Origin of the sequence: Breoghania sp. (assembly GCF_030066895.1) — a bacterium.
Taxonomy (GTDB): domain Bacteria; phylum Pseudomonadota; class Alphaproteobacteria; order Rhizobiales; family Stappiaceae; genus Breoghania.
On record NZ_JASJAV010000004.1, the window covers coordinates 225723 to 238865 of the forward strand.

Annotated in this window: 13 protein-coding genes and 2 pseudogenes; 3 read left to right on the top strand and 12 right to left on the bottom strand. The window is 60.1% G+C overall.

Translation table 11 applies throughout. The annotated features are described in order from the left end of the window. Window positions 1-23: 23 nt before the first annotated feature. A complete protein-coding gene (locus tag QNJ43_RS08395) occupies window positions 24-764 on the top strand; it encodes an SDR family NAD(P)-dependent oxidoreductase (RefSeq protein WP_300469004.1) in 741 nt (246 codons plus the stop codon). Between the two features lie 135 nt (window positions 765-899). Here the strand turns inward: QNJ43_RS08395 and der are convergent, their stop codons facing one another. The 5 genes and pseudogenes from der to QNJ43_RS08420 all read right to left on the bottom strand — a co-directional run bounded on the left by der (window position 900) and on the right by QNJ43_RS08420 (window position 6253). Beyond that, window positions 900-2324, bottom strand: a complete 1425-nt coding sequence (gene der / locus QNJ43_RS08400) for a ribosome biogenesis GTPase Der (protein ID WP_300469006.1) — start codon at window positions 2322-2324, stop codon at window positions 900-902. Window positions 2325-2462: 138 nt separating this feature from the next. Next, the gene (locus tag QNJ43_RS08405; protein WP_300469008.1) at window positions 2463-3845 is read right to left on the bottom strand and encodes a PQQ-binding-like beta-propeller repeat protein; all 1383 of its coding nucleotides are present in this window, start codon (window positions 3843-3845) and stop codon (window positions 2463-2465) included. Continuing rightward, window positions 3842-4546 (bottom strand): tetratricopeptide repeat protein, encoded by a 705-nt coding sequence (locus QNJ43_RS08410; protein ID WP_300469010.1) that lies wholly within the window; start codon window positions 4544-4546, stop codon window positions 3842-3844. Before QNJ43_RS08410 ends, QNJ43_RS08405 begins: the two co-directional genes overlap by 4 nt. A gap of 253 nt (window positions 4547-4799) precedes the next feature. Beyond that, window positions 4800-5638 (bottom strand): annotated as a pseudogene (gene panB / locus QNJ43_RS08415) (3-methyl-2-oxobutanoate hydroxymethyltransferase). Window positions 5639-5686: 48 nt separating this feature from the next. Next, entirely contained in the window at window positions 5687-6253 is a 567-nt protein-coding gene (locus QNJ43_RS08420; RefSeq protein WP_300469012.1) for an NnrU family protein, read from the bottom strand. A gap of 261 nt (window positions 6254-6514) precedes the next feature. Here QNJ43_RS08420 and QNJ43_RS08425 point away from each other — a divergent pair, with 261 nt between their 5' ends. Then, the gene (locus QNJ43_RS08425) at window positions 6515-6790 is read left to right on the top strand and encodes a PilZ domain-containing protein (RefSeq protein WP_300469015.1); all 276 of its coding nucleotides are present in this window, start codon (window positions 6515-6517) and stop codon (window positions 6788-6790) included. Between the two features lie 474 nt (window positions 6791-7264). Further along, window positions 7265-7477: a L,D-transpeptidase gene (locus QNJ43_RS08430; RefSeq protein ID WP_300469017.1), complete on the top strand. Its 213-nt coding sequence runs from the start codon at window positions 7265-7267 to the stop codon at window positions 7475-7477. Between the two features lie 4 nt (window positions 7478-7481). Here the strand turns inward: QNJ43_RS08430 and QNJ43_RS08435 are convergent, their stop codons facing one another. From QNJ43_RS08435 to QNJ43_RS08450, 7 genes and pseudogenes are all read right to left on the bottom strand, one after another. Next, complete coding sequence (locus QNJ43_RS08435) at window positions 7482-7988, bottom strand: GNAT family N-acetyltransferase (RefSeq protein WP_300469020.1); 507 nt, start codon at window positions 7986-7988, stop codon at window positions 7482-7484. 89 nt (window positions 7989-8077) lie between these two features. Continuing rightward, a pseudogene (locus QNJ43_RS08440) lies at window positions 8078-11295 on the bottom strand (efflux RND transporter permease subunit). Between the two features lie 213 nt (window positions 11296-11508). Further along, entirely contained in the window at window positions 11509-11814 is a 306-nt protein-coding gene (locus QNJ43_RS26905) for a hypothetical protein (RefSeq protein WP_346432901.1), read from the bottom strand. Between the two features lie 48 nt (window positions 11815-11862). Further along, on the bottom strand, window positions 11863-12075 hold the full coding sequence (locus QNJ43_RS26910; RefSeq protein WP_346432902.1) for a hypothetical protein: 213 nt from the start codon (window positions 12073-12075) through the stop codon (window positions 11863-11865). A 51-nt stretch (window positions 12076-12126) separates the two neighbouring features. Next, window positions 12127-12363: a biotin/lipoyl-binding protein gene (locus QNJ43_RS26915; RefSeq protein WP_346432913.1), complete on the bottom strand. Its 237-nt coding sequence runs from the start codon at window positions 12361-12363 to the stop codon at window positions 12127-12129. Continuing rightward, window positions 12318-12575, bottom strand: a complete 258-nt coding sequence (locus tag QNJ43_RS26920) for a hypothetical protein (protein ID WP_346432903.1) — start codon at window positions 12573-12575, stop codon at window positions 12318-12320. Before QNJ43_RS26920 ends, QNJ43_RS26915 begins: the two co-directional genes overlap by 46 nt. A 164-nt stretch (window positions 12576-12739) precedes the next feature. Further along, window positions 12740-13143 (bottom strand): hypothetical protein (locus QNJ43_RS08450; RefSeq protein ID WP_300469022.1); only part of this gene is annotated, 404 nt, incomplete at its 5' end.

Sequence of the window (13143 nt, forward strand, 5' to 3'; positions counted from 1 at the left end):
CTCAGTTCTGGACGTCTGACGACATGACCAAGCGGTTTGACGGAAAGCTCGCCGTCGTTACCGGCGCCTCGCGCGGTATCGGCTATCAGGTGGCCAAGGGACTGGCGAAGGAGGGCGCGCATGTCATCGCGATTGCGCGGACCGTCGGCGGTTTGGAAGATCTCGACGACGAAATACAGGCGATGGGCGGCAGCATGACGCTGGTGCCCCTCGACCTGATGGATTTCGATGCCATCGACCGTCTCGGCGCCTCGATCTACGAGCGCTGGGGCAAACTGGACATGATGGTCGGCAATGCCGGGCTTCTCGGCATCCTCTCCCCCATCGGCCATATCGATCCGAAGGATTTCGAAGAGGTGATGGCGGTGAATGTCACCGCCAATTATCGCCTTCTGCGCTCGCTCGATCCGCTTCTGCGGACAGCGGACGCCGGACGGGCCGTTTTTGTGTCCTCGGGCGCCGCACACAAGTGCAAACCCTACTGGGGCATCTATTCCGTCTCCAAGGCTGCGCTGGAAACTCTTGTACGCACCTATGCGGGCGAAACGGCGACGACGGGCGACGTGCGGGCCAACCTGATCAATCCCGGCCCCATGCGCACCGCCATGCGCGCCAAGGCGATGCCCGGCGAATATCCGGAGGTGCTCCCCCACCCGAGCGAACTTGTCGCCCCCATTCTGGATATGCTGGAACCCGGTTTTGACGAGACCGGTAAGCTCTACGATTTTCCGACACGCGAATTGCGATCGTTTCCCGCGGCCTGATACGGCACGTGCTTTCAACCGTCATTGCCCGGCGAAGTCCGGGCAATACATTGAGCATTGAGGCCGCCTGCTAACTGTGGATACCCCCGGACGAAGCCGGGGGATGACGACGGAAGGGCCACGTTTTCCAAACAGCTACTGGATACGCCGCTTCTTCGCGCGACTCGCGTAGGGGTTCTCCCCCTTGCGAAAGCTCAGCCGAATGGGCGTTCCGGGCAGCTTGAAACTCTCACGGATACCGTTGATCATGTAACGCTGATAGGCGTCCGGCAGCTCGGGGCGCGAGCAGAACACCACGAAATGCGGCGGACGGGTCTTGGCCTGGGTAAGGTAGCGCAACTTGATGCGCCGTCCGGCGACAGCCGGGGGCGGATGGTGAGAGACGACACCTTCCAGCCAGCGATTGAGCCGTGCGGTCGAGATGCGGGTATTCCACATCTTGTAGGCGTCGAACACCGCTTCCATCAGCTTGTCGAGGCCATAGCCGGTGGTCGCCGAGATCGGCACCATCGCGACGCCGCGCACCTGATTGAGATAGCGCTCGGCCTGATACTTGATCTCGGACCAGACCTCGTTTCGGTCCTCGATCGTATCCCACTTGTTGAAGGCGATGACGAGCCCGCGGCCCTCGCGAACAACGAGATCGATGATCTGAAGATCCTGCTTCTCGAAGGGGATATTCGCATCGAGGGTGACGACGACCACCTCGGCAAACTTGATGGCGCGCAGGGCATCGGCGACGGAGAGCTTTTCCAGCTTCTCCTGAACGCGCGCCTTGCGGCGCATGCCTGCGGTATCGAACAGCTTCACGTGCCGCTCGCGCCACTCCCAATCGACCGAAATGGAATCGCGCGTGATCCCGGCTTCCGGACCGGTCAAAAGGCGGTCCTCGCTGAGGAACTTGTTGATCAGCGTGGACTTGCCCGCATTCGGCCGTCCGGCGATGGCGATCCGGAGAGGACGCTCCACCGTTCCCGTCAGCGTATCGTCTTCCTCATCTTCCGCATCCGGGTCAATGACGATGTTCGTTTCCGCTTCATCACTGGGGCCTTCATCCGCACCGATCTTCTCGAACGCCTCGCGCAAGGCGTCATAGAGATCGGAGAGGCCTTCACCGTGTTCGGCCGAGATCGGCACGGGATCGCCGAGCCCAAGCGAATAGGACTCGTAGATGCCCCCTTCCCCGGCCCGGCCTTCGGCCTTGTTGGTAAGCAGGATCACCGGTCGCGCGATACGGCGTGCAACTTCCGCGAAGTGCGCATCAAGCGGCGTCACACCGGCGCGCGCATCGATGAGAAAGAGCACGACGTCCGCGTCCTGGATGGCCTCTTCCGTCTGACGGTGCATGCGGCCTTCGAGGCTCGCCTTGTCGGCGTCCTCAAGCCCTGCCGTATCCACGATCGTGAACCGCAGATCCCCCAGACGCGCTTCGCCGGGACGCCGGTCGCGGGTGACACCCGGCGTATCGTCGACCAGAGCCAGACGCTTGCCGACGAGCCGGTTGAACAACGTGGACTTGCCCACATTCGGGCGGCCAATTATGGCGACGGTCGCGTTCACGCCCGTGCTCCTTGGTGAGTACATAAAACGGTCAAAAGCGACCGGATGGCGAGCGGCATACAGGAAAACGGCCGGCGCGCGAAGAGCACACCGGCCTGTTTTCAGTATCGGCGCCCTGCAAGGTTGCCGGAGCGAACCTCAGTTATAGGCGACGATGTCGCCCTTGCCGCTGATAACGACCAGGCGTCCGTCCGCAACGATCGGTGACATGTAGGTCGGTTCAGAAACCTCGCGATTGGTGACAATCGCGCCGTTCGTCGGGTTGACCCGCGCCAGATGGCTGTCGCTGGAGAACATCCACAGGCTGTTGCCCGCAAGGATCGGTCCGGCCCAGTTGGACTGCTTCTTCTTGGTGCGCACAACGGGAAGTTGCGTCACCCAGATCGGCTGGCCGGTCTTCAGATCAAGCGCGACCAGCCGGTCGTTCAGATCGATCAGGAAGACCGTGTTTCCGGCAACGACCGGGGTGTGGACACCGCCGACATTCTGTTCCCAAAGCCGCTCGCCGGTCTTGAGATTGACGTCGATCGTGCGACCCGCAACACCGGTCGAAACCACCGTGCCACCGGCAATGACGGGGCTTGCGGACACGTCCGCCAGCCCGGAGATCGCCTGCGTCCGGTAGGAGCGGCTCACCGCATCCGACCATTTCGGCGTCCCGTCCTTGGCATCAAGCGCGGTCACCTCACCCGAGGAGAACGGTACGACCACCGTATTGCCGGAAATCGCCGGATTGGCCGACGAAAGCAGGCTAGCAGTCTCGGGGATACCGGCATAGGACCAGAGCTGAGAGCCGTCTTCCTGCTTGAGGGCCACGATTTCATTGGTCTGCGTGACAACGAAGATCTTGCCGTCGGCGGCCGTCGGAGCACCGCGAGCCGGAGCTTCGAGCGGGGCGGTCCAGAGTTTTGCACCGTTGCCCGGGTTGAGCGCGATAACCGAACCATATCCGGTCGCTGCAAAGACACGCCCGCCGTCAGCGGCCACGCCGCCGCCAAGTGCAGTGTCGCTTTCACCGTCCGGACGCAGTTCGACCTTCCACTGACGCCCGCCGTTGTTCGACAGAGCCGTTACAGTGCCGTTCTGCTCATAGACGTAGATTCGGCCCTGATAGGAGATCGGACGCGCGGAGACGCGCGGCGCGGAACTGCCGAAAGTCGAGAGCTTGTAGCTGCTACCGCTGCCAAGCGAAGCCTTCCAGGCCCGTGTGCCATTGCCGGAGAGCGCCACATGGCCGGGATTGTTCTGGGCATTGCCGCTCGCCTGGCTCCAGTCGCCGATGCTGTGGGCGGCTGGGATCGAAGCGGTGCCATTTACCTTGCCGGCATTCGCCAGCGCATCCGCGCCCTTGAACAGCGGCTGACGATCGCCCGGAAGGATTTCTTCCTTCTCGGTGAAGGGATTGAGCGAAGAAACCGAGGAACAGCCGTCGAGCAGAACTGCGGTCAGAACCGCGGCCGAGATCGCGCGAATATGCCCGCCACGCCGGGACGCGCGTGAAAGGTTCGACTTCTTGATCACTGGGCCTTTTCCTTGTCACTGGCGGTATCGGCGTCATTCGAGGCGACTTCCGGCGTCTTGGCCGCCTGGATGAGCGACTGCATCATCCGCGCACGGGTATTCACGTCCGCGGGAGCCTGCTGGTCATCCAGGATCATGGAGAAGCACTTGTCGGCACCGTCCATGTTGTTCGCCTTCCACGCCGCAAGTCCGAGGATCTCCCAGGCGGCCGCGCGCAAAGCATTCGCGGCATCGCCGAGGCGTTCCACGCGCGCCTTCACCTGATCGCGATTCTCCAGATCAACGGCGAGGTAGCCGGCGCGGATTTCTGCGATGTCGCGGAACTGATTGTCGATCTTGGTGTCGTCGGCAATCTCCGAAAACGCCTTGAGTGCGCTTTCCTTGTCACCGGCAGACGCCATCTCGCTGGCTGTGCGCATGCGCGCCAGCACCGGATAGCCTCCGGTGGAATAGGAAAGACCGGCAAGCTCCTGCCGGGCAGTATCGTGATCTCCGGCATTTCCCGCATCGATGGCGGAAAGCAGAATATCGCCTGCCTTCGCCGATTCTTGTGCCTGCCGGTATTCCCAGTAGCGGTAGCCACCGGTCCCCACCACGATCAGGACCGCAACGCCGATGATATAGGGCGCGAACCGTTTCCACAGTCTGCCATAACGATCGCGCCGAAGGCCTTCATCGACCTCGCGAAAAATGTCGGACATCGAAACTCGCTCAAAAACTCAAATGGCTCCTCCGGCGTCGGAGCCCGAGCAGACCAATTCCGACTGGAGGATCGGTACTTTGCAACGGCCTGCTCACATGCGCGAGAGGTCCCGGAACGCCGCAGGACCATACATGTTCGCCCCCACCGACGCAATCTGACCAATCCGCGCGATGCTGCTTCGGGTCAGTCGTTTCTCTCATGCGTCGGGGTCATGGCAAATTTGGGGCCGGACCGGCCTGCAATTTCCGGTTTTACTCGCCGGAAGCGACCTTTTTCGGCATGCCGTAGACATATTCGGACGCGGGGAACGTGCGAGCGCGCACCTCCTGCGCATAATCGCCCAACGCAGAATCGATGGCATCCGCCAGCCGGCTGTAGGTCTTGACGGATTTTGGCACGCGCGGCGACAGGCCGAGCATGTCTTCCAGCACCAGGATTTGTCCGTCGCAGGCGTTGGAAGCACCGATTCCGACGGTCGGAATCGCGATCTGACTGGTTATCCGTGCCGCCAGCGGCTCGATCATGCCTTCCAGAACCACGCCAAACGACCCGGCATCCGCGACCGCGGCGGCGTCTTCCTCCAGCTCCGGCCAGCGGGGTTCGTCGCGGCCCTGAACCTTGAAGCCGCCCATCGTGTTCACCGATTGCGGCGTCAGTCCGATATGCTAGAGGACCGGGATCCCACGCTCGGTCAGATATAGTGCACGGTCAGCGCGATATGCCGCCCACCTTCAAGCTTGATCGCCCCGCACCCCGTTTCCTTCATGACCCGCGTGGCTGTGTGGAAGGCCTGTTCGGGGCTTTCTTCATAGGAGCCGAAGGGAAAATCGACCACGACGAGCGCCTGCTCCGATCCGGGCACCACGGATTGCCCGTGCAGGATCATCATCTCCACGGTGACGGGAACGGTGGACTCAAGCCCGTGCATCACCATGCCAAGCGAGTCTCCGACAAGCATGAAATCGGCGTGGCGGTCGATCAGACGAGCCGTATGCGCGTGGTAGGCGGTCAACGACACGATTGGCTCGCCCCCCTTGCGATTGGTGATGTTCACCGCCGTCTTGCGACGTGTCTGTCCATGGGCCGACATGGGTATTTTCCTCCGAACTCGAATACGTGCGGGGCTATCGAGACCCGCTTACGCGATAACAGGAACGCCGATAAGCCACAGGTGCAGCTTCCAGACGAATGCGGCGTAAACGATGACACCGATGACGACCGCCAGAATGTCGTTGCGAACCGCCCCCTTAACAGGTGCCGGAGCGGGGCGATGCTTGAGCGAAATCCGGTCGTAAACCGCCCACGCAAGGAACGTTCCGAACAACACGAGTGACGCCGCATCCCCGTTGACCAGTAGATGCGCGAAAGCCCTGGTCTTCACGGCGACGAGCATAGGGTGCTTGACTGTCGCCTTGATCTTCCCCGGCAGATAGGCTGCCGGCAGGAGAATAAAGGCGATCAGCAAAAGAAGCATTGCGATATGCCGGGGCCAGGCCGGCGGATAATAGAGCACGAGCACACCCTGGGCATGCGCTAGACCGTAGCCGTAGACGATCAGCACGAACCCGATCAGCGCCACCACGCCGAAGGCCGCCCGATAGCCGACGCCTCCCAGTCGTCTCACGAGCGCATCGCGCAAGGCCGGTCGCGCAGGAATAAGGTGCGTGGCCACGAAAAGCGCAAGCTCAAGAATGAGTATTTGCATAAAAACCTCCCTTCTCAAACCATCGCCGTTCCGGCGCGCATTCCGCGCCAGGCCGTATTGCCAGAGCCGTCCTATAGCAAAATGCACGCAATGACGGGAAGCCATGACCGGATTTTGATCTTCCCGTTACGACCATCCCCGGAAAACTGCTGTCGCACGTAATCAAATATTCACCTTCCGCGATTCCATTTTACTGGAATATCTACTCAGATGAGTCGGGCAATGGACTACTCGGAACGACGTAAATCACATCGTTGACGGATGCTGCAGGGCGGCAAGATCGTCTACGGGCGCAGCGCTCTGCTGATCGATTGCATGATCCGCGATCTTTCGGAGGAAGGTGCCCGTCTCAAGGTGGCCAATGCCCGGGACGTTCCCGACAACATCCGTCTGTTCAACAGCGGCGACAACATGTTGGTCGATGCCGAAGTCGTCTGGCGCTCGCCGCGCGAAGTCGGCATTCCCTTCGACGGGCGCTTAATCGCGATTAGCGAAAGCGACGATCCGAAGATCCGCAATCTTCGGTTCCACGACTGAGCGACGACTGCTCGCAAGTTCCCAATCAATATTCGACCAAATGATCTGCCTTGTAGGCATGTCATCGATGATGTGCGCCTACGTACCCTTTCCATACGCAAGCAGATAGCTCAATTTGATTTGATCGCCTGCTAGGGGGTATTCCGCACCCTCACCTCGCGAACGAACATGGATTTATTTACTCCTGCCGCCCATTATATTTAATATATCATTTATCCCCTTGTGGGACGTTCATGTTCCGGAAATTGCTGCTTACCGCTGCCATAGCCCTTGGCCTTGCGACAACGGCCCAGGCAAATGCAATTGCCGGTGCGGGATATGTCTGCCCTAGCATCGTGGCCGTCGTCGACCTGTCGGACCAGAGATTGAACGTCTATGGCGCCGGAGTTCTCCTGCATCGGTGGAAGGTATCAACGGCGCGGCGCGAGAATATCACCCCCGGTTGGGAGCTACCAGCCCTACCGAATTCATAGAATGTGGCGCTCCCGCAAGTACGACAACGCGCCGATGCCCTATTCGGTCTTCTTCCATAGGGGCTGGGCCATTCACGGAACTGATGCCATCCGTCGCCTCGGGCGCCCCGCCTCTCACGGTTGCGTGCGACTGGCACTCAAGAATGCGAAGAAGCTCTATAAGCTCGTGCGCAAGTACGGCATGGACGACGTGCAGATCGTGATCCGCAAATAGCGGATCACAGACGCCGTTCGTAATAGGTCACGCGCTTTTTCCGATCGGGCAGAAGAACGCTTCCCACTTCGTGAAAATCCAACGATGCATGGAAGGCGTCGGATGCCGGATTGGGCAGCTCCGCATTGACCTCGCAAACAACGCGCCCCGCCCCGACCGAGCGCGCATAGTCGAAGATGTGCTCGTAGAGCCGTCGCGCGAGCCCCCGGCCGCGCAGCGCAGGATCGACACAGATCCGATCCACATAGACGAAACGATCAAACCGCTCCCGGAACCACAGGAAATTCGGGCTGCCGTAATCTGCCGTCTCATCGAAGGCCAGAACGAAGGCATCCATGTCCTTCGCCCGGACCGCGACACAGGCACGGGTAATCATCGTGCGCAAATCTCCCGGCTCCAGATAACTCAGTTCCGTCGCATGGTCGTTGTTGAGCCGTAACAGGGAGGACACCGGGTCGATACTCTCCGGATCGAGCGCGACGATCTCAACGGATGACTCGGAGGGTCGCATCTTCCAATCCTCTCTCAACAAATGCCGACGAGCAAAAACAAATGACCGGGCGGTAAAACCACCCGGTCATTTGATAGGATTGCTCAGGGTCATGGTGCAAGAGCGGGACGGAATGTCCTGCCCCGCACCGTGTGCACGAAGGCTATCGCCCCAAGATCAGGCCTTAGCACCCTCCGTATCGGAGGTTCGCCGTCTCCCTCTTCGTCCTTGTCGTCCGACTTCTTACCGGGGAACACCCGACGGACGAGGACGAACAGCAGCGGCGCGAAGAAGACGCCGAGGTCCGTCGAGGCGATCATGCCGCCCATGACGGCGATACCAATCGCGTTCTGACTGCCCGACCCGGCACCGTCGGAGATTGCCAGAGGCAACACGCCGAGGATGAAGGCGAGAGACGTCATCAGGATAGGACGCAGACGCTGCCGGGACGTCTCCAGGGTCGCCGTATAGAGGTCCTTGCCCTGCTTCTGCCAATCTAGTGTGAATTCAACGATCAGGATCGCGTTCTTTCCCGCCAAACCTATGGTCGTGAGCATGCCGACCTTGAAGTAGACGTCGTTTGACTGGTTAAACAACAAGGCAACGACAAGGGCACCCAAAACACCGATCGGGACGGTCAGCATCACGGCAACGGGAATGCTCCAGCTCTCGTAGAGCGCCGCCAGGGCGAGGAACACGACCAGAACCGAGATCGCATAGAGGTACATTGCCTGGTTACCGGCGATCCGCTCTTGAGCGGACAGGCCGACCCATTCGAAGCTGAATCCCTTGGGCAGGGTGTTTATCAGACGCTCGACTTCATCCATTGCTTGACCGGAACTGGAACCGGCCGCGGCACTGCTCTGAATTTCCACGCCCGAAAGCCCGTTGAAGCGAGCCAGACGCGGCGAACCGTAGGTCCAATGTCCCTTGGCGAAAGTGGAGAACGGCACCATGTCGTCGTCGCTATTGCGGACGTACCACTTGTCGATGTCCTCCGGCTGCATCTGGAACTGCTTGTCACCCTGGACGTAGATCGACTTGATGCGCGTCTCGTAGATGAAGTCGTTGACGTAGGTACCGCCCCAGGCAGTCGACAGGATGTCGTCGATATCGGACAGGGAGATGTTGTAGGCACTCGCCTTCTCCTCATCGATATCTACGTGATACTGCGCCGTATCCTCCATGCCGTTCAGACGGGTATTGGCGAGGATCGGGCTCTTGGCCGCCTTACCGAGCAATTCGTTGCGCGCGGCAATCAACTTTTCATGCCCCTGCCCCGACGCATCCTGCAGATAGAGATCGAAGCCGCTCGTGGCACCGAAGTCGGGAATGGCCGGCGGGGCCAGGGCGAACACCCGTGAATCCTTGTACTGCGAGAACACGCCCATTGCCCGTCCGGCAATGGCGCTGGCGGATGCCTGCGGGTCGATCCGCTCGTCGAAATCCTTCAACCGGATGAACATCAGGCCGACATTCTGGCCTTCACCGCCGAAACCGATAACGCTCATCACGCCCTGGACATACTTGCTTTCGTCCTTGAGGAAGTGATCACGCACACGCGCCGCAACGGCTTCCGTCTGCGGCGTGGTCGAGCCCTGCGGAAGCTGGATACTGGCGATCAGAATGCCCTGATCTTCCTGAGGAATGAAGGCGCTCGGAACCTTGTTGAAAAACACCGCGGCGGCGGCGATTATGGCGAGAAAGTTCACCACGAACGGGACCGGCCGCATCAGCATCCCGCGCGCGCCGCGGCGGTATCCGTGGGTCGTGCGATCGAAATTCCGGTTGAAGAAACCGAACAGTCCTCGTTCCTTGCTACCCTCTTTCGGACGCTTGAGAAGCGTCGCGCACAGGGCGGGCGTCAGGATCAACGCGACGAGCACCGACAGCACCATGGCCGTGACGATGGTCACGGAGAACTGGCGGTAGATCACGCCGACCGATCCGCCGAAGAACGCCATCGGGATGAACACGGCCGAGAGCACGGTGGCGATACCGATCAACGCCCCCGTGATTTCGTTCATCGACTTGATGGTCGACTTCTTGCGCGAGAGCCCTTCCTCCTCCATCACGCGTTCGACGTTTTCAGCCACGACGATGGCGTCATCGACGAGCAATCCGATTGCCAGCACTATGGCGAACATGGTGAGCGTATTGATCGAATAGCCGAACACCGCCAGCATCCCGAACGTGCCGAGCAGGACGACCGGGACGGCCAGGGTCGGAATGAGTGTCGCTCGGAAATTCTGGAGGAAGACGAACATCACGAAGAAGATAAGCACGATCGCCTCAAACAGCGTTCGCACCACCTCTTCGATGGAAAGCTCGACGAAGGGCGTCGTATCGTACGGATAAACGACTTCCACGCTGGCAGGCAGCGTCGGCAAAACCTCGTCGATCACATTCCGGACGGCGGTCGCGGTACTGATCGCATTGGCGCCCGTCGCAAGGTACACGGCCAGACCGGCTGCAGGCTTGCCATTGTACTTCGACAGGATGTCGTAGCTGTCGGACCCGACCTCCACCCGCGCCACATCGTTCAGCCGGACCATGGATCCGTCGGACGAGAACGTGAGGATGATGTTCTCGAACTCGCTGACCGTCTGCAGTCGACTCTTCGCGGTCACGGTGGCATTCAGGAGCTGGCCCTGAGCCTGCGGCCACACACCGAGCTGACCGGCGGAGACCTGCGTGTTCTGCGCCTCGATCGCCGAGTTGACGTCGCTCGGCATGAGCGAGTATTTTTCCAGCTTGAAGGATCGAGCCAGATACGCATGGCGTATTCGGCGCCGAACAAGCGGGTCGAACCAACGCCCTCCAGTCGACTGATGCGATCGTCAAGGTTGCTGTCGACCTAGTCCGAAAGGTCCGTGTTGTTGAGCGTTCCGTCCTTGGAGACGAAGCCGATCACCATCAGGCAGTTCTCGGACGACTTCGTCACCGTCACGCCGGTGTTGGTGACCGCCGAAGGAAGCTGACTTTCCACCAATTGCAGCTTGTTCTGCACCTGCATCTGCGCGACGTCGGGATCCGCCTCGTTGGTGAAGGTTAGCGTGATCGAAGCGCGGCCGGTCTGAGACGAACTTGAGGTCATGTAGTCGAGGTAATCGATACCCGTCATGCCCTGCTCGATCACCTTGGTGACCGTGTTCTCGACCGTCTGAGCGTCTGCCCCCGTGTAGGTCGCGGAAATCCGCAACGTCGTCAGTGAGATCTGCGGATACTGCGAGATCGGGAGTGTGTAGAGCACCAAAAAGCCGCCGAGCATCACGACAATCGCAAGCACGGCGGTGAAGATCGGCCGCTCGATGAAAAAGTGCGACATTGAAAGATATTGAAAGCAGTCCTCAGCGTTTGTCCGCAGCAGCGTCGTTGCTATCGCCGGCCGGGGTTCCGCTCTCCCCCTCCGACGCATTGGTCCCAGACGCACCGGCAGTGGCGCTGGAGACTTCTCGCGTTTTGACTTCTGGCCGTCGCCGACCTTCGAGGTCCCTTCAACGATCAGCAGATCGCCATCGGAAATCCCACCGTCCACCAGTCAGTCATTGCCGATGGAGCGCTGGACCGACAGGGTCCGAACCTCGACCTTTCCGTCCTTGTTCACGAACTTCGCCGTCACTTCACCTTCCGGTGTATGCGACACGACGTTCTGCGGGACGAGGAAATTGCCTTCCGCGATGCCCTCTTCGATAAGACCGCGCACATACATGCCCGGCAGCAGAACGTGATCGGGATTGGGGAATTGCAGACGGACGGTGAAGGTGCCCGTCGTCTCGTCGATCGCCGCCTCGCGGAACTCCAGCGAGCCGTTGCGGTCGTACATCGCCCCATCTTCAAGCTTCAACTTGACGGCGACGTTGTCGCCCGACGTCTTGACCCGGCCCTCTTTGACCTAACGCTGCAGCCGCAGGAAGTTGGTGCTCGACTGGGTGACGTCGATGTTGATCGGATCCAGCGTGCGGATCGTCGTCAAGGCGGTGGTCTGGTCCGCCGTCACGAGTGCACCGACGGTGGCCGTCGAAGCGTCCACGCGACCGGAGATCGGCGCCTTCACCTTGGTGTAGTCCAGATTAATGTGGGCTATTTCCACATCGGCTTTGGCCACTGCGACTTCTGCCTTGGCCTGAAGCAGATCTGATCGGGAGTCCTCATAGTCCTACTTGGCGACGGCGTCCTGTTTGACCAGGTTGTCGTAGCGATCGAACTTCGATTGGGCGCTCGGAACCGCGGCTTCCGCCTTTTGCAGCGCAGCCTTGGCTGAATCGTAGGCTGCCTGATAGCTCGCCGGGTCGATCTGGTAGAGGACGTCGCCCTCGTTGACCTGGCTGCCTTCCTTGAAAAGGTGCTTCAGGATGATGCCACCGACCTGGGTCGCACCTCCGCGACGAGAGATGCCGAAATACGTCCCGGCAACTCCGCGGTGATCGCCACCGTTTGCGGTTTCGTTGTGACGACGCCGACTTCGTATTTGCTCGTCGGAGCTTTTTCAGCCGCCTGCTGGTTCTGTTTGTTGCACGCGACAAGCTCGAGGCAGGCAAGCCCGACGACGACGGCGGCGAACAAGGGGCGACGGCGGATTTTCGAACCGATTGCGGAGGAGTTCACGACCCGATCCTTGCTGAAGGCGGAGCGTAAATTTATGAGGCTTGTCTTTTGACGCACGCCGCACCTATTTTTGAAACTGGAGTTTCCCATAAACCACTCCGCTAACCCATGTCAACGACCTGGGAATTGTGCCAATGTTGTTCCAGTAGACGAGACCAGCCGTGTCAGAAAACACTGCCGTAACGAGAGAAACGAAGCCGGATGAGCAACACCGCTCGCGCGGTCGCCCTAAGGTCAAATCCGACTGCGTTCAGAAACAGGAGATTTTGGCAACCGCGAGAGAGCTGTTTCTCGCTCGTGGCTATGGCAAAACAACGACAGATGAAATCGCAGCACGATGCGGCATATCGAAACGTACGCTTTATCGGCTCTACAAGAGCAAAACCGAGCTTTTTGCCGGGATCATCGCATGCCATCGCAAACAGATTTTCACACTGCCGGATCCACATACCGTTCTGTCCGCCTCCGAAGCGCTTGAGCACATATTTCGAATCAACCTCGACCCGCTTCAGGAAGCGGAGACCGAGGCGATCCTCAGGATCGTGACCACGGAGGCGGATCGATGTCC